The sequence below is a fragment of the Streptomyces sp. NPDC048197 genome, from assembly GCF_043202395.1.
In the GTDB taxonomy this organism is placed as follows: Bacteria; Actinomycetota; Actinomycetes; order Streptomycetales; family Streptomycetaceae; genus Streptomyces; species Streptomyces siderophoricus.
Genome location: NZ_JBIDAJ010000039.1, coordinates 25,366 through 51,632, shown reverse-complemented (window position 1 = coordinate 51,632; position 26,267 = coordinate 25,366). Strand labels below are relative to the sequence as shown.

The window sequence follows — 26,267 nt, the reverse complement described above, 5'->3', positions numbered from 1 at the left end:
GGATGTTGATGCAGACCGTTACTTCGGGCGTCCTGGGCGGTCACGGGAGGGGCGCTGCGGGGCCGTTCCGCCGCCCCTGGCCGCCCGCTCCGTGCGGCTCACGCCTTCACCGTGGCCAGCCGCCTGCCCTCCAGCGTGCTGATCTCGAAGTGGTCGATCTCGTTCCGGTTGAGCGCCGCGCCGCCCGCCGCATACAAGGGCTCGCGGTTCCACTTGGCCGCGCTCCCGGGGATGCCGTATCCGCCCTCGGGGACCGCCCAGGTGGTGACGGTCTGCCGCCGGCCGTCCTTGCCGACCGCGACCAGGGAACAGCTGAGCGGGCCCTTGACGTGCGCGAGTTGAAGGACGACCTGGGTGCCCCAGGGACGGGCCGCCATGGACACGCCCGCGGAGACCTTGGTGTCCGGGTCGACGGAGTGGATCTGCTCGCCGTCGGCGTACTGGGCGCGGACCGCATTGGCCAGCGGGGGCGCCGGCACCGGCGCCTGCTCCGTACCGCCCTTGACGACGGAGACGGCGGCCAGCGGCCCGCCGACGATCAGCACGACGGCCGCGGCGACCAGGAACAGCCGGCGACGGGCCCGGCCGCGGCGGGTGGCGGCGACCTCGTCGAGCAGTCCGCCGAGGAGCCGGGGGCCGGGGACGGCGGTGAGCGTGTCCGGGGTGGGGGCGGACGCCTTGAACTCGGCCAGCACCGGAGTCAGGCCCATGAGTTCTTCCAGGTCGGCCGCGCACCGGTCACAGCCGACGAGATGCCTCTCGAACCGTTCGGCGTCGGCAGCGTCCAGCACGCCCAGCGCATAGGCGCCGACGTCGCTGTGCCGGTCCGGCTGCGTGGGCGGGATCACTCCGTCACTCCTCGTTCCTCGAGCGAGAGCTTCAGGGAGCGCAGCGCGTAGAAGACCCGGGACCGCACGGTCCCTGCGGGTACGCGCAGCACCTCCGCTGCCTCGTTGACCGTACGCTCCTTGAAGTACGTCTCCACGAGGGCCTCTCGGTGGGCCTGGCTCAGATCGCTCAGCGCCTCGGAGATCGTCATCGTGCGCAGCGCCCGGTCGATCACATCGGCGGCCGGCATCGTCTCCAGCGGTGTCGCGTCGACCTCTTGGGGTCTGGCCTTCCGGCTCCGGTACCCGTCGATCACTATCCGCCGGGCCACGGTCACCAGCCAGGGCCGGATCGAACCGGTGGCGCGCTGCAGCTGATCGGCGTTGCGCCAGGCCCGCACCAGCGTCTCCTGGACCACGTCCTCCGCGCGGTGCCGGTCGCCCGCCACCAGCCGCAGGACGAAGGCGAGGAGCGGGCCCGCGTGGTCGTCATAGAGGGCTCGCATGAGCTCCTCGTCAGGTGTCGTCCTGTCTGCCACGACGGCATCCTTACGCACTCCAACTCCCGGGTCGAGAGCCCGGATCACCCAAGATCGCCGGGGACCTGGCCATGAATCGGACTTGCGGTGAGGAGTACGGACGGGACGGGCGGGGTGTTCAGAGAATGGCGTGAAACTTTTCCGGCGGCCCCGCGGAAGCGGCTCCCCCGGCCGTGTACCCCGCTCCCCGCGGTCGTGCACCTGGCCGCCCCCGCGGTGGAACGGGGCGGCTGCCCCCGCCGCGGAACGGGCCACTAGCCGCCGTGGAACCCGTTGTACCGCGCCGTAGTTGTCCGTGAACTCCCCTACGCCGCACCGTATTTGTCCGTGTCCGCGTGCGGGTCCAATGACAGCCGGTAGCCGCGCTTGACGACGGTCTGGATCAGTTTCGGCGCGCCCAGCGCCACCCGCAGCCGGGCCATCGCGGTCTCCACGGCGTGCTCGTCCCGCCCCGACCCCGGCAGCACCCGCAGCAGGTCGGCGCGGGAGACGACCCAGCCGGGGCGGCGGGCCAGCGCCCGCAGCAGCGCCATACCGGCCGGCGGCACCGGCCGCAGCGCCCCGTCCACCACGACCGCGTGCCCCCGGATCTCCAGCTGCCGCCCGGCCACCGGCAACGGCCTTGCCCGCCCGGGCAGTTCGCGGCACAGCAGCTGCACCAGCGGCCCCAGCCGGAAACGCTCGGGCTGGAGCGTGGGCACGTCCTCGGCCTCCAGGGGCAGCGCGGTCACCGGCCCCACACACACGGCCAGCACCCCCTGCCGCAGCGCCGCCAGCACCTCCTCCCGGATGCCGCGCTCACCGGCCCGGCGCAACAGCGACGCGGCGGCGGGTGCGCTGGTGAACGTCACCGCGTCCAGACCTCCGCCGATCACCGCGTCCAGCAGCCGGTCGACCGGGCCGAGGTCCTCCGGCGGCATCCAGCGGTACACCGGGACGCCGATCACCTCCGCGCCGCCGGCCCGCAGCGCCTCCACGAAGCCGGGCAGCGGCTCGCCGTGCAGCTGTACGGCCACCCGCCGCCCGGACACCCCCTCCGCCAGCAGCCGGTCCAGCACCTCGGCCATCGACTCCGAGGCGGGTGACCACTTCTCGGTGAGCCCGGCGGCCCGGATCGCGCCCCGTACCTTCGGGCCGCGCGCCAGCAGTTCCACGCCGGTCAGCCGGTCCAGCAGCGCCTCGCCCAGCCCCCAGCCCTCCGCGGCCTCGATCCAGCCGCGGAACCCGATGGCCGTGGTGGCCACGACGACGTCCGGCGCATGGCTGATCAACGCCCGGGTCACCGCGAGCAGTTCGGTGTCGTCCGGCAGCGGCACGATGCGCAGCGCGGGCGCGTGCATCACCTGGGCGCCGCGCCGCTCCAGCAGGGCACCCAGCTCCTCGGCCCGCCGGGCCGCGGTCACCCCGATGGTGAACCCGTCCAACGGGCGCACGGAGGGAGCAGCGGGCGGGGAAGCCGAAGCTGCCGCGGACGCCGCAGCATCCGGGGACGCCGGGGCATCCGGGGACGCCGGGGCATCCGGGGACGCCGGGGCATCCGGGGAAGTCAGGGCATCTGGGGAAGCCGTAACTCCCGCGGACGCCGGGGCTCCCGGGGAAGCCGAGGCTGCCGCTGCCTGCCCGGGGCCGGGCGCCGTCCGCGGCTCCCGCTCGCCGTGCTCCTGTTGCTGCTGATCGTGCATGGTCGTCCCGCTCCGCCCAGAGTGGTTGTGCTGCCTCGCGCTCCCCCGCCGCCGCGGCCCGGGCGGCGGGAGCTCCGGAATCCCGGGATCCCGACGTCCCCGGATCTCAGGCCCCGGGCCCGGAGGAGCCACGGTCCCGAGGGGCCATGGTCCCGAGGAGCCGTAGCCCCAAGGAGCCACGGTTCCGAGTTGCCGTGGCCCCGAAGAGCCACGGTCCCGAGTTGCCGAGACTCCGAGGTACCGAGACTCCGAGGTACCGAGGTCTGAAGTCCGCAGGTGTCCAGCCTGCCGACAGCACATGACAGGCCCGGTCCTCCAGTATTTCCCCCGGGTTACGCCGCCGCGCGGCCACCACGGGCAACCGGCCCCACATCCGGTCCCGCCGGACCCTCCGGTCCCGCCAGCCCTACGCCGGCCTCACACCTCGGCGTGGACCGGCCGCCGCTCCGCGTCCCCGGCCGTCGCACCCGCGCCCGACCGTGCCGTACGCCGTGCGCGCGCCGCCGGCCGCAGGTATACGGCCCAGGTCACCACCGTGCACACCGCGTAGCAGACGAGGAACGACACGAAGGCCGGCGTACCCGACCCGGTGGCCAGGAACGACTGCCGGAAGGCGAGGTTGATGGCCAGCCCGCCGAGCGCGCCGACCGCGCCGATCAGCCCCATCGCCGCCCCCGACAGCCGCCGCCCGCTGGCCTCGGCCGCCTCCCCGGTCAGCCCGCGCCGGACCGCCTGTGCCTGGAAGATCCCCGGGATCATCTTGTACGTGGAGCCGTTGCCGAGCCCGGTCAGCACGAACAGCGCGATGAAGCCGACGAGGAACACCGGCAGCGACCGCGCCGCCGACGCGTAGATGACCACCCCGGTGGCCACGGCCATCGCCAGGAAGTTCCCCAGGGTGATCCGGGCGCCGCCGAACCGGTCCGCCAGCCGGCCGCCGACCGGCCGCACCAGCGACCCCAGCAGCGGCCCGATGAACGTCAGCGACGCCGCCTGGAGGGGCGTGCGCGCGAACTGGATCTGCAGTACCAGCCCGAACGCGAAGCTGTAGCCGATGAACGACCCGAACGTGCCGATGTACAGCAGCGACATCACCCAGGTGTGCGGCTCCCGGGCGGCGTCCAGGGCCGCTCCGGTGTCGTTCCGCACCGGCGCCAGGTTGTCCATGAACAGCGCCGCGAGCGCGGCCGCCACCACGATCAGCGGCAGATAGACGGCGAGCACCAGCCGCGGCTGCGCGGCCCCGGCCGTACCGATCACCAGCAGCCCCAGCAGCTGGATCACCGGTACGCCGATGTTGCCGCCGCCGGCGTTCAGACCCAGCGCCCAGCCCTTCTTCCGTAGGGGATAGAAGGAGTTGATGTTCGTCATCGAAGAGGCGAAGTTGCCGCCGCCGACGCCCGCGAGTGCCGCGACCACCAGGAACGTGGTGTAGGAGGTGCCCGGTTTCATCACCACCGCGGCCGCAGTCGCCGGCACCAGCAGCGTCAGCGCGCTGATCACCGTCCAGTTGCGCCCGCCGAACCGCGCCACCGCGAAGGTGTACGGCACCCGCAGCACTCCGCCCACCAGGGTCGGCATCGCCACCAGGAAGAACTTCCCGGCCGGATCGAATCCGTACTCCGGCCCCATGAACAGCACCATCACCGACCACAGGCTCCAGATGGAGAAGCCGATGTGCTCGGACAGTACGGAGAAGGCCAGATTCCGCCGGGCCACCCGCGCCCCGGTCTCCGCCCAGAACGTCTCGTCCTCGGGCTCCCACCGCTCGATCCACCGCCCACCCCGCCGCGTCCGGCCGCCGGGCGTGGGGCCGACGGGGGCGGGGGAAGCGGGTGCGGGCGAAGCGGGTGCCGGATCGGCCGTAGGGGCGGACGTCGGGACGGATGTCGGGCGGCCCGTTCGCTTTTCATCAGGGCTGTCGCTGCTGCTGTCGCTACGGGTACCTGCCGCGGCCTCGGCCGTCATCGCGCCTCCCAGGGGGTCGGGTCCTCCCTTCGAAGCTAGGGACGGCGGGTTTCCGCACCGTGGCAGCACGTGACCGCGGCGAAACCTTGCGCTCACGCGCCACCTGCCCCTTCCGTGAGCGACCGCGGACAGGCGGCGTACACGCCGGACGAAGTGACACCGAAGTGACACCGAAGTGCCTCGCACGCCCCCTGACATCACTCGTTCGAGGCAATGGCAGGCGACCCGAACACTGTCAGCATTTCCATCGAACGCAAAGAGTAATCAGACAGACACTCTCCGTGGCAACCACGCCTGCAGGCGTGCTCGGGAGAAGAGCAAAGGAAGTGAACCATGCAGGACACGCAGCAGGTGTCGACCGCCGCCGACACCCCCACCGTCGCCGCCACCGCTCCCGCCACGACCACCGGCTAGAAGCCGCCGCAGCTCGTCGAGGTGGGCGACTTCACCGAGCTGACGCTCGAATACTCGGGCCACCACTGGGACGGACGGCTGGGCCGGCTTCTTCGGGTCGTGACGAACGGCAGCCCCACCGGTCCCGGGCCCCCGCGCCCGGCAGGGCTGTGTCCGACGATCCGGCGGCCACGCCCGCCCCTCCCCCTACGGACAGGCATCCCGTGGACTTCCTCGTCTTCCCCGACCACGCCGCAACCGACACCCTCTGCCGGCACCTGCCCGCCGGCCCTCCTGCACAGATCCTCCGCCACCCCTCGGGCCGCCCCTGGATCGTCGGCCGATGGTCCGCGGACCAGGTCCTGACGGCGGAGGCGGGCCCGCGCCGCGCCGTCCTCCTCGGCACCACCTCCGCCCGCCCGGACACCCTGACCCGGCTGCTGCACGGCCCCGACGGTCTCGGCGGCATCGCCCGGCGCACCCGCCAACTCCCCGGCAGCTACGCCCTCCTGGCCGCCGTCGGCCCGGAGCTGCGCTGTCAGGGCGACCTCGCGACGGTCCACCAGCTCCATCACGCCCGGATCGGCGGCATCACCGTCGCCGGCAACCGGCCCCAGGACCTGGCGGCGCTCGCCCGCAGCGCGGCCACCGGCGGACTGCCGCCCGGCGCCCCCGGCACCGGCCTGCTCGACGAGGACTCCCTGGCGCTGCGCCTGCTGTTCCCGTTCGCCCCGCTCCCGCTCGCCCTGCGCCCGCTGTGGCGCGCGGTACCGGCCATCCCCCCGGGCCACCACCTCACCGTGGACGCCAACGGGCAGCCCACCGTGGCCCGTTGGTGGCAGCCACCGGAACCGGACGTCCCTCTGGAACGCGCCGCCGAGACCGTACGCCAGGCCCTCAGCGACGCCGTAGCGGCCCGCACCCACCGCGCCCGCCGACAGGCCGAACGGCCCGAGCGGACCGACCGGACCGAGCGGACCGACCGATCCGAGCAGACCAAGCAGACCGATACGGGCAGGATCACGGGCGGAGCCACGAGCGAAAGCACCGACGGAACCAGCCACGGGCCCTTGGGCGAGGCTGCCGGGCGGGCTTTGGAAGGGACTTCGGAAGGGACTTCGGAAGGATCTTTGGGCGGAGCTTCAAACCGGGCTTGGGAAGAAGCTTCGGGCAGAGCTTCGAACCGGGCTTCGCATCAGGCTTCGGACCGAGCTTCGGACCAGGCGTCGGACCGGGCCTCGAACCGGGCTTCGGACCAGGCGTCGGACCGGGCCTCGAACCGGGCTTCGGACCAGGCTGGGGGCAAGGCCGTGGCTCGTGCCACCCTCAGCGCCGACCTCTCCGGCGGCACCGACTCCACCGGCCTGTGCTTCCTCGCCGCCCAGGAGGACGTCCGGCTGATCACCACCTCCTGGGTGTCCCGCGATCCCGGCAACGACGACACCCTGTGGAGCGCCCGCAGCGCGGCCTACCTGTGCGCCGCCGAACGCCAACGCGAACAGTCCGCCGCCCCAGGCCCCGGGCCCGGGCCCGGTCGGGACCCACGCACAGAGGGGGACACCACCCGCGGCCAGGGCAAGGGCAAGGAGAAAGGCAAGGACAAGAACAAGAACAAGAGCGAGCGAAGTGCGACGGGCGCGTACCGGACGAGCGGAGCGACCACGGGCGGGAGCAGTGGGAGAGGCAGGGCCAGGAGCAGGGACGGGCGTGCGGGCAACAGTCCGGGATCGCGATCACAACAACCCCAGGCAGGCGAACACCTCTCGCTCCACCTCTCCCTCCCCTACGCCGACGCCCCCACCTGGTACACCCCGCCCCACGACTCCCTCCACCCCACCGCCACCGACCCGGCCGCCCCTCTCGCCCTCTTCCGGGAGGCCGCCCGGATTGCCCACCAGGCCCGTCTCGTCGCCGCCCGCGGCTCCCGGCTGCACCTCGTCGGCGTCGGCGGCGACGAACTGTTCACCCACCGCCCGGCCGCCCTCAACTCCCTTGCCCACAGCGACCTGCGCACCGCCGCCCGGCGCGCCTGGACGACGCACCACCTCTGCCACTGGAAGACCTCCCAGACCCTGCGCACGCTGCTGGGCGGCCGCCCATATCCGCGCTGGCTGGCCGGCAGCGCCTCCCGGGTGACCGCCGGCGGCGATCCCCGGACCTGCGGCGCCGACTGGGAGGTCCTGCCCAGCCTGCCGCCGTGGGCGCATCCGGACGCCGTCGCCACCGTCCGCCGGCTGCTGCGCGAGGCCGCCGCCGAGGCACCCGAACCGTTCGCGCCGCTGCGCTGCCAGCACGACATCGTGCGCGCCGCCGTCCGCTCCGGGGAGATCGTCCGTGGCTCCGTCGCCCTCACCGCCCCGCACGGCGTCGACTACGAGGCGCCGTTCCTCGACAACGCCGTCATCGACGCGGCGCTCACCCTCCGGCTCGCCGACCGCGCCCGGCCCGCCGTGTACAAGCCGCTGCTGACCCGTGCGCTGCGTGGCATCGTGCCCGACGCGGTGCTCGGCCGCGGTACGAAGGGCGAGCACAGCGCCGAGGTCTACGCCGGTCTGCGCGCCCACCGCGGCGCCCTGTCCGCGCTCTGCGACGACTCCCTCCTCGCCGAACGCGGTCTGATCCGCCCCGCCGTCCTCCGGCACCATCTGACATCGCTCCGGCCGCGGACCGACGCCCTGCGCGCACTGGACCCCACCCTCGCCACCGAGTACTGGCTCCGCGCACTCACCCCGGCGCACATCCCCGCGCCGTCCCGTCCCACCCCCTCCCGCCCCGCACCCCCGCCCCCCGCACCGCCGGCCCCCGCGTCGCCGTTCCCCGCCCCACCCCTTTCCGCACCGGCCCAAGGCACCTCATGACCTCGCACTCGCCCCCCGCCCGTCATCCGCACCCGCACCCGCACGGCCGACGGCTCGGCCCGGCTCGACACCCGCACCCGGCCGCTACTGGCAGATGAACGCGACCGCCACCCTCGTCCTCGACCACCGCCCCACCGGCGGAACCTGCCGGACCGCCTCCGAAGCACTGCGCGCCCACCACCCGCCCGCGGGCGACCGCACCCAGACCGGACGCCACGCTCACGCACGCCTCCCCCTACCGCCCCCGCACGCTCTCACCCACCCCCATCGCGGCGGCATCCTCCCGAGGGAGCCAGGCGCCCTCCGGTGCGGTCAACCAGCCGTTCTCCACCGCCAGTTCATGCGCGGCAGCCCGTAGGGCGGTCAGGCCGGGGTGGTGCAGGTCGCGGCGCCACACCATCGAGATGGGTGACAGCGGTACGGGGTCCGCGACCGGGCGCAGCGCCATCCCCGGTACGTCGATGAATTCCACGCTCGCCAGTACCGCCCACCCCCGTTTCCGCACCACTCGTACGAACTCCTGTGAACCCTCGATCTCCGGGAACGGCTCGGCCATCGCGATACCCCGCCCCGCGAACAGCTGGGCCGCCAGCTCCGTCCACTCCTCGGTCTGCGGATTCCCGGCAGCCGCATAGAGCGTCTCGCCGGCCAGCTCCGCGAGCGGAACCTCGGGCCGTGACGCCAGGGGATGGTCCTCCCGCAGCAGCACCGCCATCGGCTCCAGACGGACCGGCTGGTGTGCCAGGCCGGACCGGACAGCGGGCGGCAGTCCCGCGTAGCGCCCGAAGGAGACATCGAGCCGCCCGGCGGCCAGCTCTGCCGCCGCCCCCGTCAGTCCGCTGTGGAAGCGGGCCACCAGCTCACAGCTGTCCGGCACCCGCCCCCTGGCGTCCTCCAGCACCCGGTGCGCGGTACCGATCGGCACCCCGACATCGACCAGCAGCGGCCGCTCGGGCACCGGTCGGAAGGCAGCTGCCAGTTCCTCGTGGGCACTCAATACCCGGCGGGCGTACGGCAGTAGCCGCTCACCGTCGGCCGTGAGGGCGACCTGGCGGGTCGTCCGTACGAAGAGTGCCGTGCCCACCTCCCGCTCCAGTCGCCGGATGTCACGGCTCAAGGCCTGCTGGGCCACGTAGAGCCGGGCCGCGGCGCGGGTGAAGTGGAGTTCCTCGGCCACGGCGGTGAACGCCCGGAGCAGTCGCGGATCGATATCGAACGGCATCGGGCCATCCTTGCAGCGCTCCCGCTGCCACCGGCCCCGGCATTACGGTGGAGGCTCGCAGGCCGAGTCCCAAAGTCCCGAGGACGTGACGATCCCGCGACGCCGGGACGCCAGCCCCCCGCCCCCGCGAAGCCGAGACCGCGGGACGACTCGTCGGCCGACGTCGCCCTGCAGATTCCCCTTGCAGATTCCGCCTCCCCCGATCCGCCTCGTGAGCGATCCACCGATCCACATCGCGAGTGATCCACCGATCTACATCCTGAGTGCGTGAATGCGCCCTGATCAGGTGTTGGACGGATGGTGGAGGTGGCCGGGATCGTAAGAGCGTGATCCTTTTCCTTGCTGCTCGTCCGGTGACCGCTCCGCCCGTACGGCCGGTTGCGCGTCGGCGTCCCCGGCGCTTTCGGCTCTTCGCCCCGTATCGGCAGATCTTTGCCGTCCCCGGCGCCCGGGCGTTCACCGCCGCCAATCTGCTGGCCCGCCTGCCCATGGGCATGCTCAGCGTCAGCGCCGTCCTGATGATCAGCGGCTCGCGTGGCTCCTATGCGCTGGCCGGGGCCGTCACCGCGACCGGGCTGGCGGCGACCGCGCTGGTCGGGCCGTGGACCGCTCGGATGGTCGACCGTCACGGTCAGGCCCGGATCGCCGTGCCGGCCACTGTGCTCGCGGTGCTCGGGTCGCTGTCGCTGCTGCTCTGCGTGCGCTTCGGCGCTCCCGACTGGGCGCTGTTCGTCTCCTATGCGGCGACCGCCACCACCCCCAACACCGGAGGGATGTCCCGTGCCCGCTGGGCGCATCTCTTCCGCGACGACCCGGCTGCCAGGCACACCGCCAACTCCTTCGAACAGGCCGCGGACGAGCTGTGTTTCATGCTCGGACCGGTGCTCGCGACGCTGCTCTGCACGGCGGTCGCGCCCGAGGCGGGCACGGCGGTGGCAGCATTCCTGCTGCTGAGCGGGGTGCTGCTGTTCGCTGCCCAGCGCCGCACGGAGCCACCGGCAGCCGGGCGGCCGGCCTCCCGTGCCGGCGAGGTCCGCTCCCCGCTGCGGCGGCGGGGCATTCCCCCTCTGCTCGGCACGTTCCTGTGCACCGGCGCGATCTTCGGGTCGATGGAGGTCGTGACCTTGGCCTACGCCGACGGCCTCGGGATGCGGTCCGCCGCGGGCGGGCTGCTGGCCCTCCAGGCGGCCGGGTCGTGCACGGCGGGGCTCCTCTACGGCCTGCTGCGTCCGGCGGGCCGGAGCGGGCGGCGCTTCCTGGTGTGTGTCGGTGCGATGGCCGTGCTGATGCTGCTGCCCCTCCTCGCGGCGTCGACCGGGCGCCCGGGGGCGCTGGCCGCCGCACTGCTGTGCGCCGGGATGGCCACCGCGCCGACCATGGTCACGGGGATGGGTCTGGTCCAATCCCGCACGCCGGCGGCTCAGTTGAACGAAGGGATGACGCTCGCCGTGACGGCTCTGCTCGGTGGTATCGCGGCCGGTTCGGCGGCGGGGGGCTGGGTCGTGGACCACGTGGCGGGGGCCGGAATCGCGTACGGGGTTCCGGCCGTGGCCGCCGGCCTGGCCGTACTCCTTGCCCTGCCGACCGCCGCCACCTCCCCGTCGTCCGGCGCTTCGTCCGGCATCTCGTCCGGCACTGCGTCCGCCACCGGCGACCAGGAGTTGGGTTGAGGTTGCATGCTGTGTTGCGTTCATGCACTCAGCGTGACGGATCCCGGGCGAACGCACATCGACCCAGGGGTTGTCATACCCAGGGTTGAGAGCGAGAGAGGGCGAGAGGGAAACGAGAGGGAGTGGGAGACGAGAGGGAATCCGAAGCGCGGAGAAGCGCGGGAAGGCAGCCGAACGAAGCGAGGAGGCAGAGGGAGAGGGAGAGGGGAGGCAAGCGAGGGGAGGGAACAAAAAGCAGCTGCCCCGGCGGGTAATCGCCGGGGCAGCTGCTTTACATGGGATGAGTGGAGATGGCGGGAATCGAACCCGCGTCCAACGGTGCGGAAACAGGGCTTCTCCGAGTGCAGTTCGCTGTGATTTTCTCAGCCCCGGAGATCACGCGAACAAGTCTCCGACGGGCTCAGTCACTGTTTGATTTCCTCCTGCACCCCGTGACCGGGTTCAGGAGTTTAGTCCCCTAGCTGATGCCAGGATCCGGGTCGGGAACAGCCCCGGGCTGACACTTCGCAAGTCGCTACTTAGGCAGCGAGGGCGAAGGAATCGCGCTTGGTGTTGGCGATTATTGGTTTCGGCCTGTGGTTTACGAGATCATGGCCGCTTCCTCGACTCGCTTCCCCTGCTTCGACATCCGCTGTCGAAACCGATCATCCCCATGTTGATTTATCAAGATGGACCCCGGCGCCTACACCATGACGCCTGCGGTTCCCGCACCCTCTGTGGGATGCGGAGCCATCGTACGTGAACAACGCCTGAGGTTGCCAGCGTATTCCGCGGGCCGCCGCCCGGCCGGAACCGCCCGCGCCACACCTCGTACCGGCCCGCCGGCCGGAAACCGGGCCGCTTCGGCCCGCCGACCCGGGCCCGCCCGCGGCGTGCGCACGGTGCCCACGCGCCGGCCGGCCGTGGTCAGGCGCGCTGGCGGCGGCGGGCCGCCGAGACCGCGCGGTCCGCCTCGCGGCGGTCCTGCTGCTCGCGGAGGGTCTGCCGCTTGTCGTACTCCTTCTTGCCCCTGGCCAGCGCGATCTCGACCTTGGCCCGGCCGTCCTTGAAATACAGGGCCAGCGGCACGATCGTGTGGCCGGTCTCCTGGCTCTTGGACTCCAGCTTGTCGATCTCGAAGCGGTGCATCAGCAGCTTCCGCTTGCGCCGGGCAGAGTGATTCGTCCAGGTTCCCTGGGCGTATTCCGGGATGTGTACGTTGTGCAGCCAGGCCTCGTTGCCGTCGATCTGGACGAATCCGTCGACCAGCGACGCCCGGCCCTGGCGCAGCGACTTCACCTCGGTGCCGGTCAATACCAGCCCGCACTCGTAGGTGTCCAGAATGTGGTAGTCGTGCCGCGCCTTCTTGTGCTGCGCCACGAGCTTGCGCCCGGGGTCCTTGTCCTTGCCCTTTTGCTTAGCCATAGTGCGGCCATTTTCGCACTACGTGCCGGTCCCGAGGCCACTCAATACTGTGCGGGCCCGCCGCTCGGCATGGTCCTCGACGACCAGGTCGGGGGTGAGCCCGGCATCGTCGACGGTCCGCCCGGAGGGGGTGCGGTAGTGGCCGACGGTGAGCTCGGCCACCGAGCCGTCGGGCAGCCGGCTGGGCATCTGCACCGAGCCCTTGCCGAAGGTCGGGGAGCCGACCACGATGGCCCGGCCGCGGTCCTGGAGGGCGCCGGCCAGCAGTTCGGCGGCGCTCATCGTGCCGCCGTCGACGAGAACGACCAGCGGCAGGCGGGTGTTCCCGTCACGCTGTGCGTACAGGGCGCGCTGGCTGCCCCGTACGTCGTAGGTGGCGACCAGGCCGCCGTCGAGGAAGGCGGAGGCGGTGGCGACGGATTCGGTGACCAGGCCGCCCGTATTGCCGCGCAGGTCGAGCAGCACGCCGCCGTGCGGGGAGGCGTCGCGGACGGCACGACGGACCGCGGCGCCGGTGCCCTTGGCGAACGAGGTGATCTTGACGCGGGTGGGGCCGTGCGGACCGGCCGGCCGGTCGACGGTGACGTTCCGGGTGCGCAGCCGGGTGCGGTGCAGGGTGAGGCTCCACCGCCGGGTGCCGCGCTGGAGGTCGAGGCGTACGGGCGTGCCGGCGGCGGCCGTACGGGAGCCGTCCGGGGCGTCGCCGCGGAGCCGGGCGACGGTCTCGGTGACCGGCCGCCCCTGAGTGGTCCGGCCGTCGATGGCGCGCAACCGGTCGTGGACGGCGATGCCGGCGCGGGCGGCGGGGCCGCCGGGCTGCACCCGGGAGACCTCGGTGCGGCCGCCGGCCAACTGCCGCACCCACAGGCCGACGCCGACGTAGGCGCCGCCCAACTGCCGCTGGAAGTCCTCGAACTCGCCCTGGGTGTAGATCGTCGACCAGCGGTCGCCACTACGGCTGACGACCTCGGCGGCGGCCTGAGAACCTGACTTGCCGTCCTCGATGGCTTCGGCGGCGGCCCGCTCGACGGCCGCGCGGTCGGCGGTGGCGGCCTCCGGGGGGCGCGCACCGGACGCCGGGCGCTCGGGGATGCCGTGGCCCACCGCGCCTTCGGCCTCGTCGCTCCAGGTGCCGGTCACCGCGCCGGTGGCGAGCACCCCGGCGAGGAACAACGTCAGGGCCGCCCCGCGGCGGTAGCGGCGGGGCCGGTCGTACGAACTCGGGCCCGACATGCCGGTGAGTCTAGGGGACGAAAGGGCGCCGTACGGCGAGTTGTCCGTACGGCGCCCGTTGGCGAAGCTCACACCTTGAGGTACTTGCGCAGCGCGAAGAACGCGGCGAGCGCGGGCATCAGCAGCCCGATCAGGAGGACCAGCGGGAGCACCGCCGCCACCGAGTCCCAGCCGATGAAGTTGATCACCTGGATCTTCTTCGCCAGCCAGTTGTTGACGAGGAGGTACTTGCCGCCGACGATCAGCACACAGGCGAATCCGGCGCCCAGCAGGCCCGCGATGGCGGCCTCCAGGATGAACGGCATCTGGATGTAGAAGCTGGACGCTCCCACGAGCCGCATGATGCCGGTCTCCCGCCGGCGGCTGAACGCCGACACCCGCACGGTGTTGACGATCAGCATCAGCGCAACGACGAGCATCAGTCCCATCACGCACAACGCGGCGATGTTCATGCCGTTGAGGAGGTTGAACAGCGGCTCGACGGTGTCGCGTTGGTCCTGCACCTCCTGGACACCGGGCCGCTCGGAGAACGCCGACTTGATGACCTTGAACTTCGTGGGGTCCTTCAGCTTGACGCGGAACGACTCGGGAAGCTGGTCGGGCGTCACCAGGCCGGCGACGGGGGTGTCGCCGAACTGCTCCTTGTAGTGCTTGTAGGCCTGGTCGCTGGACTCGTACTGCACGTTCGCAACGATCGGCAGCCGGTTCAGCTCGGCCTTGATGTCGTCCTTCTGCTGCTGGGTGGCCGCGCCCTTGGCGCAGTTGGCGCCGGTCTCGGCGTCGTTCTTGTTGCAGAAGAAGATGGAGACGTTGACCTTGTCGTACCAGTAGCCCTTCATGGTGCTGACCTGGTCGCGCATCAGCAGCGAGGCGCCGAACAGGCCGAGCGAGAGGGCTACGGAGACGATGACGGCGAAGGTCATCGTGAGGTTTCGGCGGAGACCGACGCCGATCTCCGACAGGACGAACTGGGCGCGCATGGCGTCCTTTCAGTACTGGGGGCCGTACACGCTTAGTGCTGGTAGCCGTACACGCCGCGCGACTGGTCGCGTACGAGCCGGCCCTTTTCGAGTTCCATGACCCGCTTGCGCATCTGGTCGACGATCTGCTGGTCGTGGGTGGCCATGACCACCGTGGTTCCGGTCCGGTTGATCCGGTCCAGCAGCTTCATGATGCCGACCGAGGTCTGCGGGTCGAGGTTGCCGGTGGGCTCGTCCGCGATGAGCAGCAGCGGACGGTTGACGAAGGCCCGCGCGATGGCGACGCGCTGCTGCTCACCACCGGAGAGCTCGCCCGGCATGCGGTCCTCCTTGCCACCGAGGCCGACGAGTTCGAGGACCTCGGGGACCGTCTTGCGGATCTGGCCGCGCGGTTTGCCGATGACCTCGAGGGCGAAGGCGACGTTCTCCCCGACGGTCTTGTTGGGGAGCAGCCGGAAGTCCTGGAAGACCGTGCCCACCTGGCGCCGCATCTGCGGGACCTTCCAGTTGGAGAGCTTGCCGAGGTCCTTGCCGAGTACGTGCACATGGCCATGGCTGGCCCGCTCCTCGCGCAGCAGCAGCCGCAGGAAGGTGGACTTGCCGGAGCCCGAGGAGCCCACCAGGAAGACGAACTCGCCGCGCTCGATCTCGAGCGAGACGTCCCTGAGTGCAGGACGGTTCTGCTTCGGGTAGGTCTTGGAGACGTTGTCGAATCGGATCACTGATGCACCACGGTCGACCTGGATAGGGGCACGGGCTGCCGAGTTGCGGCTCCCGTCGGTGTGCGTGACCATACGCGAACCTCGCGCGGCGGTGCAGTCGGCGGAGGGGTTGGTGCGGTTATTCACGGCATCTACGGGGACAAAAGGGCGCACAATTCCGGGGCGCGCGCCGTTCCGCCGGGGAGCTGGCACAGTGGGAGAGGGAACCAATGCACCCTCCGGGGCGTTGGTGCAGTGGAGAAGGAGGTCGCATGACGTACGACCGACTGGTGTGCGCCAACTGCGCGGCCCCTGTGAGTGAGGGCCGCTGCCCCGTGTGCCGAGCGAGCAGGGAACGACTCCAGCAGCAGGCAGGCGGTGTGTTCGCCCAGCTCAGCCCGGCGATGCTGGTGGCTTTGACGGTCCTGCTGCTCGCGGTGGGACTGCTGCTGCACCAGACCGTCTGACACCGCTCGGACGAAGCCGGCGTGACGTGGCCGGGTGAGAGTGCGAGTGGACCACTGTCCGTTACGCCACGCTTACGGCGGTGTTCGCCCGGTGACGGCGACCCGGGGTAATCGGTAATGCAGCGGCCGGAAGAACGCCGAGGGCCCGGAGCGCATGCGCGCCCCGGGCCCCTGTGGTACCGCGTCAGCGTCAGGCCGCTGCCGCGCCGCCGCCGTTCTTGTTGATCAGGCGGGGCAGCATACGGAAGCCGACACCGCCCGCGATCATCGTGGCCGCGCCGATCAGCAGGAAGGTGGTGCCGGAGGAACCGGTCTCGGCCAGCTCCCCGCCCTTCGCCTGCTGCTTGGCCTGGCCGGGCGTGTCAGCGATCTGCTCCTTGCCCTTGCCGGGCTGCTCGATCGGCTTGGAGCCCTCGTTGTCGGTGCCGGTGCCGGTGGAGTCGCCGCCGGTGGTGCTGCCGCTCTGGCCGCCGTTGCCGCCGTTGCCGCCACCGTTCTGGCCGCCGCTGTGGCCGCCACCGTTGTTGCCGCCGTCCTGGCCGCCGTTCTGGCCGCCGTTCTGGCCGCCGGCCTGGCCGCCGTTCTGACCACCGTCCTGGCCGCCGTTCTGGCCACCGTTCTGACCGCCGGCCTGGCCGCCGTTCTGGCCACCATCCTGGCCGCCGTTCTGGCCACCGTCCTGGCCGCCGGCCTGACCACCGTCGTCGGTGCCGCCGACCTGACCGCCGTCGTCCGAGCCGCCGATCTCGCCGCCGGCCTGACCGCCGTCGTCCGAGCCGCCGATCTCGCCGCCGATCTGGCCGCCGTCGTCCGAGCCGCCGACCTGACCGCCGTTGTCGGAACCGCCGGTGTCGCCACCGGAGTCGCCGCCGGAGTCGTTGCCGCCGATGATCCCGCCGATGATGCCGCCGATGATCCCGCCGTCGGAGCCGCCGGTCTCACCCGGGCTGGCCGCGGAAGCGGCGCCGGCGGCGGTGAGCGACGCACCGGCCGCGATCACCGCACCAGCTGCAATGCGCGCCACGCGCAGCCGCGTCTTCTTCGTCATGTACTGCTACCCCCAGTAGCTGAACTCGTCATGGGTGCACCGCTGCACGGGGCGACCAGCGCTGGGGGTAGGCGAGTTCCGGCCACGGATGCCGACTGGCCGCTCATCTCCCCGTTACTGCACGCGCCCCGGAACATACGCATGCCGCGCTCAGCCTTCCCAGTACGGCCGACATCGTCAAGGTCGAATAAAGACCCGATGCCCGAATTACTGAGAGTTGGGCGGTACATGGACATACGACTGTGACCAAACCGCCACAGCAAAAACAACTGCCTCCATGACGGAGGCAGTTGTTCCGGTGTCAGAAAGGGCCGGACGCGGGGCCCTCGGGCTACTTCTCCTGCTGCTTGCGCCAGCGGATTCCGGCCTCCAGGAAGCCGTCGATGTCACCGTCCAGCACGGCCTGCGGGTTGCCGACCTCGAACTCGGTCCGCAGGTCCTTGACCATCTGGTAGGGGTGCAGGACGTACGAACGCATCTGGTTGCCCCAGGAGTTGCCGCCGTCGCCCTTGAGCGCGTCCATCTTGGCCTGCTCCTCCTGGCGGCGGCGCTCGAGGAGCTTGGCCTGGAGGACGTTCATCGCGGTCGCCTTGTTCTGGATCTGCGAGCGCTCGTTCTGGCAGGAGACGACGATGCCGGTGGGGATGTGCGTCAGCCGGACCGCGGAGTCGGTGGTGTTCACGCCCTGGCCGCCGGGGCCCGAGGAGCGGTACACGTCCACCCGCAGGTCGGACTCGTCGATCTCGATGTGGTCGGTCTGCTCGACGACGGGCAGCACCTCGACGCCGGCGAACGACGTCTGGCGGCGGCCCTGGTTGTCGAACGGCGAGATGCGCACCAGGCGGTGCGTGCCCTGCTCGACGGAGAGCGTGCCGTAGGCGTACGGGACGTTGACCGCGAAGGTGGTCGACTTGATGCCGGCCTCTTCGGCGTACGAGGTCTCGTACAGCTCGGTCTTGTAGCCGTGCCGCTCGGCCCAGCGCAGGTACATCCGCTGGAGCTTCTCGGCGAAGTCGGCGGCGTCCACGCCACCGGCCTCGGCGCGGATGTTGACGACCGCCTCACGGGAGTCGTACTCGCCGGAGAGCAGGGTGCGGACCTCCAGCTCCTCCACGGCCTTGCGGACGTCGGCCAGCTCGCCCTCGGCCTCGGCGCGGGCGTCCTCGTCGCCCTCGGCCTCGGCCAGCTCGAAGAGCACCTCGAGGTCGTCGACCCGGCCCCGCAGCTCCTCGGCCCGGCGCAGCTGGCCCTGGAGGTAGGACAGCTGGCTGGTGACCTTCTGGGCACTCTCGGGGTCGTCCCACAGGGACGGCGCCGCCGCTTGTTCCTCAAGCACGGCGATGTCGGCCCTCATCTTGTCGAGGTCCAGGACGGCCTCGATCGACCCCATGGTCGAGGAGAGGGACTTCAGCTCTTCGGATACATCGACGACTGCCACGCACCCAGCCTAACGGCTACCACGCCGAACCTGACCCGGCCCCGGCAGGACGGGCCTGCCGGGGCCGGGCCGGGAGCCGCCCCCGGAGTGCGTCAGGGGGTCTCCTGCTCCGACTGGTGCACGCCCGGCGGGGCCTCGCCGGCGTCGTCGTCCCCGGAGGCCAGCCAGCCGCCCAGGCCGGCCGCCACGACCACCACGGCGGCGGCCGCCCCCAGCTTGATCCGGCGGCGGCGCACCGCCTCCGCCGAGCCCCGGTGCCGCGCCGAGCCGGCCCGGCGTTCCCCGGCCGCCCGCGGGGCCCGGGCGGTGCCGTGGGCGCCGCCGGCCAGCTCGTCGGGGCCGGGCACCCGCATGCTGGTGTGGGTCTCCCGGTTGGAGTCGGGCGCCGAGCCCTGCACCAGGGGGACGGCGCCGCGCTGCGGAACGGTCTCGCCCGCCGACGGGTAGAACGGTTCCTCACGGGTCCCCGGGGCCGCGCCGTCCGGCTCGTCGTCGGGGCGGTCGTCCTCCGGCTCGTCGATGTCCAGCGGCGGCATCCCGGCCAGCCCCGGCAGCAGCTCCCGCAGCCGGGCGGCCAGCTCCGCGGCGCGCAGCCGGGACGCCGGCGCCTTGGCCAGGCACTGCAGCAGCAGCTGCCACAGCTCGTCGGGGATGCCGGGCAGCGGCGCCACGCTCTCGGTGACGTGGCGGCGCAGTACGGCCCCGGGGTGGCCGCCCCCGAAGGGCGTGAACCCGGCGAGCAGCTCGTACAGGACGGTCGCCAGGGCGTAGATGTCCACCGAGGCGCGCGGCGGCAGACCCTCGATGATCTCCGGCGCGAGGTAGTCGGGGGTGCCGATGACCCTGCTGGCATGGCCTCTGCCCTGGGCCGCGGATCCTTGGGCGAGGGTCCGGCGCGGCGAGTCGACGAGCCGGGCGATGCCGAAGTCGGTGAGCAGCGCGGGGTGCGCGCCACCGGGGCCGAGCGGACCCTGCATGTCGAGCAGGACGTTCTCGGGCTTGACGTCGCGGTGCACGATCCGCGCGGCGTGCGCGGCGGCGAGCCCGTCGGCGACGTCGGCGACGATCGCGACGGCGGCCTCCGGGGCCAGCCGGCGCTCGCGCTCCAGACGGGTGCGCAGGTCGGTACCGCGCACCAGGTCCATCACCAGCGCCAGGTCGTTGCCGTCGACGACCAGATCGCGGACGCCTACGACATGCGGGTCCGCGAGGCCCAGCAGCGCCGCCCGCTCCTGTACGAAGCGGCCGACGAGCTCTTGGTCGGAAGCGAGGTCCTCACGCAACAGCTTGATGGCCACGGCCCCTTCGGGCCCCTCGCCCAGCCATACCGTGCCGGCACTGCCGCGCCCCAGGATCTGGTGGGCGGTGTACCGGCTGCCGATCTTCCGTGCCAAAACTGCTCCGACGTGTCGGGCCCCCGAGCGTCCTGCGGGGGCTGAGGTTGGCGTCAAAGCTACGCGGATGCCACCGGGTTCCGTGCCCCGGAAGGCGGCAACCTTCACTTCTGAGAGCGAAATTGCCCGCCGGAAGTCGACAAATCAACTGAGCCGCCCCGGGACCGGCGGTCCGGGGCGGCTCGTCAGCCGCTGAGAGCGGCCCGGGTCAGCCGCTGAGCTTGTTCACGAAGCGCTCGACCTGGTTGTACATGTGGCCGATCTGCGAGAAGAAGCCGCGGGTCGTGCCGATCCACTCCTGGAGCGGGGTGAGCTCCCAGATCAGCCACGCGGCCACGAACAGCAGTATCAGCGTGACCAGACAGCCCTTGAGGCAGCCCAGACCGGGGATCCGCATCGGGTTGGCACTGCGCGGACGGGGCTCGCGCCGCGGACGGGGCTCCGGGGCCGGCGGCCGCTGCGGCTCGTACCGCTGCGGCGGCGGCTCCTGGCGGCGCTGCGGGGCCTGCGCGTACGGCACCGGGGCCGGCTGCCGGTACGGGGGCTGCTGCGGCGGCTGCTGGGGCGCGGCCGGACGGCGCTGCGGACGGCGGCGCAGCGGATCCTCGTTCGGATCCAGGTACTGCACCTGCGTCTGCTCGTTGCGGTCCCGGGCGGCGCGCATCTGCGACTCCCACGGATGCGGCCCGTCGGGCGCCTGCGCACCCGCGGCGGGCGCACCGGCCGGCATGGGCGGCACCGGCGGCATCGCCCGGGTCGGATCGGCGCCCTGGCCGCCCGGTGCGCCCGGGACGCCCGTCGAGGGCAGCACGCTGGTCGCCGCGGCCGGGTCGTACGAACCCGCGCCGGACGGGAGGACCTGGGTGGGGTCGGCGTCACCGCTCCCCTGGCCGCCGTCGGTGCCGGGGACGGTCGCGGGCGCCGGGTCCGGGGCCAGCAGCGCGGCGACGCCCAGCGCGGCCTCGGCCTGCGCCGGGGTGGCGTGCACCCCGACTCCGGAGGCGACGGTGCGCAGCGCACGGGCGAGGTTCTCGGCGCTGGGCCGCTCCTCGGGGCGCTTGCGCAGACAGCGCTCTATGACGGTCCACAGCGGCTCGGGGAGCGTGCCGGGGCGGCGCGGCTCCTCGCTCAGGTGCCGGTGCAGCACCTCCAAGGCCGTCGATCCGGCGAACGGCGGGCGGCCGGTCACCAGCTCGTACAGGAGGATGCCGGCGCCGTAGATGTCCACGGCGGAGGTCTGCGGGCGGCCCTCGGCGGACTCCGGCGCCACATAGGCGGGGGTGCCGACGAATTCGTGGGTGCGGGTCAGGCCCGGGGAGTCGGCGAGCCGGGCGATGCCGAAGTCGGTCAGCATCGGGTGCATCTCGCCGCCGCCGTCGGACCCGGCGAGCAGGACGTTCGCCGGCTTCAGGTCACGGTGGACCACGCCGTCCGCATGGCTGGCGGCCAGTGCGTCGGCGATCTGGGCGGTGAGGAGGGCGGCCGCCACCGGGCTGAAGGGGCCGTTGTCGCGGAGGTAGCGGTGCAGGTCCGGGCCGTCGACCAGGTCCATGACCAGCGCGAGCAGATCGCCCTCGACGACGAGATCGCGGGTGCGGACGATGTTCGGGTGGGTGAGCCGCAGCAGGACCGAGCGCTCGCGCAGGAAGCGCATCACCACGTCCGCGTCGTGCGCCAGCTCCTCCTTGAGGACCTTGATCGCGACCGTCTCACCGGGCTCTCCCGCCACGGCGGCCTCGGCGCCCGCCGTCTCCCGCTGGCGGGCACGCCAGACGGTGCCCGTGGCGCCGCGTCCCAGCGGCTCCTCAAGCAGGTACTTGCTGCCTACCGGCCGCACGTCATGCGCTCCCTGGTCGTGGTGGATCTCCTGCCGGCCCACCGGACCGGCCGTTCGGCGCCGCGCCGTCCGGTCATGGTCACCGTCGCGCGGTCCGTTCGATCCACTGTAGGGCCTGCGGCCCGCCACGCCGTCGCACAAGCTTTTCGTTCCGGCGGGCCGGGCTCGTGGGAAGACGCACGTTCCGGACGGATGGTTGCGCGCCGCCCGCGGCCGGCCGCGGGCGGCGCACCACCCGGACAAGGACGATCCGGAGCTGATCACGACGTTCCGAATCCGCCCGGCCACGGCCCGCAACCAGGCACTTTTTCGTCCGGACACGACAAAACAAGATCACGGAGTGGCAGTCGGCGGGCGTGTTGTCAGTCCCAGGTGCGAGGATGCACCCAGCACGATGCGGTGGGGGCGCGCGGTCTTTGTCGCGACGTGCACCTGGGACTTGTCCGTGCCGACGTGCCCGGGCGGGCGGGGGGAGCGAACGGCCCCTGCCGGCCCCCGGCAGAAGGGACCGTTGACGGCGATGCAGATCCGGCTGACCGTCCTCGGGCCGCGCAGCGGCCCCACCACACGGGCCTGCGACGTGCTCGTGACGGCCCCCGCCGGGACCGCACTGGCAGCGGTGGCCGGCTCCCTCGCGGCCTCCGTCGCGGGCCCGGGCGCGGACACCGGCGCGGGCGGCGGCAGCGGCCCCGTCGTGCTCTACGCCGGCACCGAACGCCTCGACCCGCAGCGCGCCGCGATCGGCGAGCCGCCCCTGATCGACGGCGCGGTGCTCTCCGTCCAGGGCCCCGGCCCCGCCCCGGCACACGGCCTGCCGCACGGCACCGCCCGGCTGCGCGTCATCTCCGGACCCGACGCCGGCGGCGTCCACCTGCTGCACGGCGGCCAGATCCGCATCGGCCGCTCCGCCGACGCCGACGTCCCCCTCGACGACCCGGACGTCTCCCGGCTGCACTGCGCCGTGACCGTCGAACCGGACGGCTCGGTCCACGTCGCCGACCTGCGCTCTACGAACGGCACCGCCGTCGACGGCACCGGCCTCGGCGACCTGCCCGCCCCGCTCCCGCCCGGCGCCCTGCTGCGCATCGGCGAATCCACCCTCCGTCTGCAGCCCGCCGCCACCACTCCGGACCCCGCCCTGGAGACCACCCCGGACGGCGAGGGCCGGCTGCGCATCACCACGGGCGCGGAAGGCGGGTACGCGCGGGTCGCCGAGGGTGACGGAGGCGGCGGGACCGGTGGGGCTGGTGGGGCTGAGGGAGTCGATGGAGCCGGTGGGGGTCAGGTGACCGGTGTGGCCGGTGCGCTTGGTGCTCCCGGCGGGCTCGATGCCCCGGCACCGGCGTTCGGGCCTCCCCCGGCAATGGCCACCGGCCCGGCCGCGCCCCTGCCCACTCCCCGTACGGCCTGGTCGCCGGACCCGGCCGGCCGGCGCGACACCCCGCTGCGCGGCACCTCGGCCGGACCGGCCCAGCCGGAGGCCGCCACGGCTCATGGATTGGGCCACGGCGCGGGCCTGGCAGCCGGGCCCGGCATCCCGCAGCAGGCCGCGCCGGAGCACCCGCACGGCGAACGCCCCGACCGGGAGCCTCAGAACCGCGCGTACCCCGACCATCCGGGCCACGACCATCCGAGGCCCGAGCATCCGGGCCACGAGCTTCCTGCTCACGGGCTTCCTGGCAACGACCGTCCGTACGGCGAGTATCCGGCCCCTGGGTACCCGGACGACGCCTCGACGGCCGGCGCCCCGGGCCGTCCGTACGGCGAGGACCGTACCCACGGCGGCCAGCAGAGCCTGGCGCCCGCCGAGGACGCCGACGCGGAGGACGCGGCGCGTTACGGCACCGCGCCCCGCAAGGGCGGCCGGCGCGGCGGGATCGGGGCCTGGGCGCGCCGGCTGACCGGCGCCCGGCCCACCACGGAACGGCCCTACGACGACCTCCCGGCATCCGGCCTGCTGGCCCCGGGTCTCCAGGCGTCCGGCGCGCCCCAGGCCTCCCCCGTAGCGCCGCCCGGTGACGCAGCGATGGCCCCGGCCGCCTCCGGAACCGCCGCGGACGAACGATGGCCGGACGCCGCCGCCGTCCTGCTCACCGCGCTGGGCCCGGGCCCGCGACTTTGGGAGCGCGGCCCGGACCACCCCGACACCCTCACCGTCCGGCTGGGCACGGCCGGCCGCGACGGCGGCCGCACCGCCCTGCCCGTCACCATCGGGCTGCGCCGGGCCGGCTCCCTCGGTCTGGCCGGGCCGCGCGCCCGCCTCGCCGGACTCGCCCGTTCCACGATCGCCCAGCTCGCCGCCCTGCACTCCCCCGCCACCCTGGACATCGTGCTGATCAGCACCGACCGGGTGCGCACCACCGAGGAACGGGTCGCGGACTGGTCCTGGCTCGGCTGGCTGCCGCACCTCCACCCCGCCCACGGCCAGGACTGCCGGCTGCTGCTCGCCTACGACAAGGAACAGGCCACGGCCCGCGCCGCCGAACTCGTCCGACGGCTCGACGACTGCCCGTTGGGCCCCGGCTGGGCCAGCGCCGAACGCGCCGAGATCGCCCTCGCCGCCGCCCGCCACCAGGGACCGTTCACCCTCCTGATCGTCGACGGCGACCCCGGCTCGTCCGCACTGCGCGAGACCACCGCGCGGCTGGCCACGGCCGGGGCGGCAGCCGGCGTCCATCTCCTCTGCCTGGCCGAAACCCCGGCCGCCTCCCCCGCCTTCCCGCTGGCCGCCACGTACGAGGCGGCCCGGGCCGCGTCGCCCGCCTTCGGGGAGTGCGGCGCGGTGGCGGTCCTCAGCGGCGACGTCGCCACCGCGGTCCGCGTCGTCCAGCCCGGTTCCGGACCGAACGGGACGATCGCCACGGTCGACGCGGTCTCCGCCGCCTGGGCCGAGCGGTTCGCCCGGGCCCTGGCGCCGCTGCGCGAGGCCGAGACCACGGCCGGCGGCGCCCGCACGACACCCCGCGCGGCCGTCCCGCTCCCCGCAACGGCCCGGCTCCTGGACGAACTCGGACTGGCCCGCGCCACCCCCGCCTCCCTGATGGCCCGCTGGGCCGCCACCTCGGACACCGACCGGCCCGGCGCCACCGCCGTACTCGGGGCCGGACCGCACGGACCGGTCTGCGCCGACCTGGCCACCGAGGGCGCCCCCCTCCTCGTCGAAGGCCCCGCCGCCGGCGGCAAAACCGAACTGCTCCGGTCCCTGGCGGCCTCCCTCGCCGCCGCCGACCGCCCCGACCTGCTGTCCCTGGTGCTGGTGGACGGCGGCGGCACCGACCGCGGCGAGGGCCTGCGGGTGTGTACCGACCTGCCGCACGTCACGACGTACCTCGCCGCGTCCGACCCGGTCCGCATGCGCGCGTTCGCCCAGGCCCTCTCCTCCGAACTCAAACGCCGCGCCGAAATACTGTCCGGCACCCCCTTCACCGACTGGCGCACCAAACACCTCCCGGCCCCCCGCGTCATCGCCCCCCGCCGCACCACCGAAGGCCGCACGGTCGAAGGCCGCGTGGGCGAGCCCCGCGCTTCGGGTGACCACGGACCGCAACGCACACAAGGGGCACAGGCACGCGGCGCACAGGCACAAAGTGCACAGGCACAAGGTGCCACGCCCACCGCGCCGCAAGGCCGTACCTACGGCACCTACGGCGAGACAAACACCGAGAGGCACGACGCGCCGCCGACAAGCCACGCCCCCGAGCCCGGCGGCACCCCCACCCACACCTCCCGGCCCACCGAGACCACCGGGACACCCAGGCCCCCCAGGACCGCCGGGACCGCCGGGACCGCCGGGACCGCCGGGACCTCTGACTACACACCGTACGGAAATAATCACGGAGAGCAGGAACTAATCACGCTCCGTAATCGTTGCCGTAACGAAGGAGGCAGCACAGCGGCGGCGGACCCGTCCGACACCGGCACCCTGGCGAGCACGGGCACCCTCCGCCTCCGCTCCCGCCCCGGAGCCCCGACGCCCACCCCAACCACCCCCGAATCCGACCCCGACACCACCCCCACCGCCCCGCCCACCCCGCTCGACCCCGCGGCCCCAATGCCGCGTCTCTTCATCCTGGTCGACGACTTCGACGCGCTGGTCGCCCCCGCACTCGGCAGCCCCGGCCGCCCGGCGGCCGGCTCCGTGGTGCGCGCGCTGGAGGCAGTGGCGCGGGACGGGGCTGCGCTCGGCGTCCACCTCATAGCCGCGACCGGCCACCCGGACCGCACGGCCGACACCGCGACCAGCGAACTGGCCGCACTGCGCGTCGAGTTGGGCGCGCCCGAGGACCCGTCCGAGCCCGCCCCGGTCGGCCGCGGGCGGCTCCACCGTGTGGCGGACGGCTCCGCCACACCGTTCCAGGCCGGCCGGGTGACCGGCCGGATACCCCGTACGTCCACGCTCCGGCCGACGGTCGTCCCGCTGGAGTGGCAGCGGATGGGCGACCCGCCGGCCCGACGCCCGCTGCGCGAACTCGGCAACGGCCCGACGGACCTCGCCCTGCTCGCCAGTGCGCTCCATCGGGCCGCCCAATCCTCGGGGGCACCGCCGGCGGCACCACTGATCTGAGCGACTGATCTGAGCAACGAGTGCTTACCGCTGGCGTGAGCG

The 26,267-nt window shown here is 73.0% G+C and carries 17 protein-coding genes, 1 other RNA gene and 1 pseudogene; 5 read left to right on the top strand and 14 right to left on the bottom strand.

The annotated features are described in order from the left end of the window. Positions 1 to 98: 98 nt before the first annotated feature. The 4 genes from ACGF4C_RS33535 to ACGF4C_RS33520 all read right to left on the bottom strand — a co-directional run bounded on the left by ACGF4C_RS33535 (position 99) and on the right by ACGF4C_RS33520 (position 5,016). Positions 99 to 848: an anti-sigma factor family protein gene (locus tag ACGF4C_RS33535; RefSeq protein WP_393571487.1), complete on the bottom strand. Its 750-nt coding sequence runs from the start codon at positions 846 to 848 to the stop codon at positions 99 to 101. After that, positions 845 to 1,384, bottom strand: coding sequence for a sigma-70 family RNA polymerase sigma factor (locus ACGF4C_RS33530; protein WP_393571485.1), 540 nt, complete (start codon positions 1,382 to 1,384; stop codon positions 845 to 847). Before ACGF4C_RS33530 ends, ACGF4C_RS33535 begins: the two co-directional genes overlap by 4 nt. A gap of 287 nt (positions 1,385 to 1,671) precedes the next feature. Beyond that, positions 1,672 to 2,799, bottom strand: coding sequence for a uroporphyrinogen-III synthase (locus tag ACGF4C_RS33525; protein WP_393571483.1), 1,128 nt, complete (start codon positions 2,797 to 2,799; stop codon positions 1,672 to 1,674). A 666-nt stretch (positions 2,800 to 3,465) separates the two neighbouring features. Next, entirely contained in the window at positions 3,466 to 5,016 is a 1,551-nt protein-coding gene (locus ACGF4C_RS33520) for a nitrate/nitrite transporter (RefSeq protein ID WP_393571481.1), read from the bottom strand. Positions 5,017 to 5,433: 417 nt separating this feature from the next. Between ACGF4C_RS33520 and ACGF4C_RS33515 the strand changes: the two are divergent. Together ACGF4C_RS33515 and ACGF4C_RS33510 are read left to right on the top strand one after the other, a co-directional pair. Further along, positions 5,434 to 5,775 (top strand): annotated as a pseudogene (locus ACGF4C_RS33515) (lasso RiPP family leader peptide-containing protein); the annotation flags it as partial. Between the two features lie 434 nt (positions 5,776 to 6,209). After that, entirely contained in the window at positions 6,210 to 8,267 is a 2,058-nt protein-coding gene (locus ACGF4C_RS33510) for an asparagine synthase-related protein (protein ID WP_393571509.1), read from the top strand. A 235-nt stretch (positions 8,268 to 8,502) separates the two neighbouring features. Here ACGF4C_RS33510 and ACGF4C_RS33505 read toward each other — a convergent pair whose 3' ends face one another. Continuing rightward, the gene (locus ACGF4C_RS33505) at positions 8,503 to 9,489 is read right to left on the bottom strand and encodes a LysR family transcriptional regulator (RefSeq protein ID WP_393571479.1); all 987 of its coding nucleotides are present in this window, start codon (positions 9,487 to 9,489) and stop codon (positions 8,503 to 8,505) included. 326 nt (positions 9,490 to 9,815) lie between these two features. On the opposite strand from ACGF4C_RS33505, the gene ACGF4C_RS33500 reads away from it, so the two are divergent. Beyond that, entirely contained in the window at positions 9,816 to 11,159 is a 1,344-nt protein-coding gene (locus ACGF4C_RS33500; RefSeq protein ID WP_393571477.1) for an MFS transporter, read from the top strand. A 282-nt stretch (positions 11,160 to 11,441) separates the two neighbouring features. Here the strand turns inward: ACGF4C_RS33500 and ssrA are convergent. From ssrA to ftsE, 5 genes are all read right to left on the bottom strand, one after another. Beyond that, positions 11,442 to 11,811: a transfer-messenger RNA gene (gene ssrA / locus ACGF4C_RS33495) on the bottom strand. A 254-nt stretch (positions 11,812 to 12,065) separates the two neighbouring features. Further along, complete coding sequence (gene smpB / locus ACGF4C_RS33490) at positions 12,066 to 12,563, bottom strand: SsrA-binding protein SmpB (protein WP_030815292.1); 498 nt, start codon at positions 12,561 to 12,563, stop codon at positions 12,066 to 12,068. 18 nt (positions 12,564 to 12,581) lie between these two features. Continuing rightward, complete coding sequence (locus tag ACGF4C_RS33485) at positions 12,582 to 13,796, bottom strand: S41 family peptidase (RefSeq protein ID WP_393571474.1); 1,215 nt, start codon at positions 13,794 to 13,796, stop codon at positions 12,582 to 12,584. Between the two features lie 68 nt (positions 13,797 to 13,864). After that, complete coding sequence (ftsX, locus tag ACGF4C_RS33480) at positions 13,865 to 14,776, bottom strand: permease-like cell division protein FtsX (protein ID WP_030414553.1); 912 nt, start codon at positions 14,774 to 14,776, stop codon at positions 13,865 to 13,867. A gap of 32 nt (positions 14,777 to 14,808) precedes the next feature. Beyond that, the gene (gene ftsE / locus ACGF4C_RS33475; RefSeq protein WP_030414554.1) at positions 14,809 to 15,498 is read right to left on the bottom strand and encodes a cell division ATP-binding protein FtsE; all 690 of its coding nucleotides are present in this window, start codon (positions 15,496 to 15,498) and stop codon (positions 14,809 to 14,811) included. 251 nt (positions 15,499 to 15,749) lie between these two features. Here ftsE and ACGF4C_RS33470 point away from each other — a divergent pair, with 251 nt between their 5' ends. Beyond that, entirely contained in the window at positions 15,750 to 15,944 is a 195-nt protein-coding gene (locus ACGF4C_RS33470; RefSeq protein WP_030414555.1) for a hypothetical protein, read from the top strand. Positions 15,945 to 16,134: 190 nt separating this feature from the next. Here the strand turns inward: ACGF4C_RS33470 and ACGF4C_RS33465 are convergent, their stop codons facing one another. The 4 genes from ACGF4C_RS33465 to ACGF4C_RS33450 form a co-directional block, all read right to left on the bottom strand. Then, complete coding sequence (locus ACGF4C_RS33465) at positions 16,135 to 16,992, bottom strand: hypothetical protein (RefSeq protein WP_393571471.1); 858 nt, start codon at positions 16,990 to 16,992, stop codon at positions 16,135 to 16,137. Between the two features lie 331 nt (positions 16,993 to 17,323). Continuing rightward, a complete protein-coding gene (gene prfB / locus ACGF4C_RS33460) occupies positions 17,324 to 18,430 on the bottom strand; it encodes a peptide chain release factor 2 (RefSeq protein WP_265362525.1) in 1,107 nt (368 codons plus the stop codon). Between the two features lie 92 nt (positions 18,431 to 18,522). Then, positions 18,523 to 19,824, bottom strand: a complete 1,302-nt coding sequence (locus ACGF4C_RS33455) for a serine/threonine-protein kinase (protein WP_393571469.1) — start codon at positions 19,822 to 19,824, stop codon at positions 18,523 to 18,525. A gap of 208 nt (positions 19,825 to 20,032) precedes the next feature. Beyond that, positions 20,033 to 21,661: a serine/threonine-protein kinase gene (locus tag ACGF4C_RS33450; protein WP_393571467.1), complete on the bottom strand. Its 1,629-nt coding sequence runs from the start codon at positions 21,659 to 21,661 to the stop codon at positions 20,033 to 20,035. Between the two features lie 520 nt (positions 21,662 to 22,181). Between ACGF4C_RS33450 and ACGF4C_RS33445 the strand changes: the two genes are divergently transcribed. Continuing rightward, positions 22,182 to 26,225 carry an FHA domain-containing protein gene (locus ACGF4C_RS33445; protein ID WP_393571507.1) on the top strand — a complete coding sequence of 1,348 codons (4,044 nt, stop codon included), beginning with the start codon at positions 22,182 to 22,184 and terminating at the stop codon, positions 26,223 to 26,225. The last annotated feature ends 42 nt before the right edge of the window (positions 26,226 to 26,267 follow it).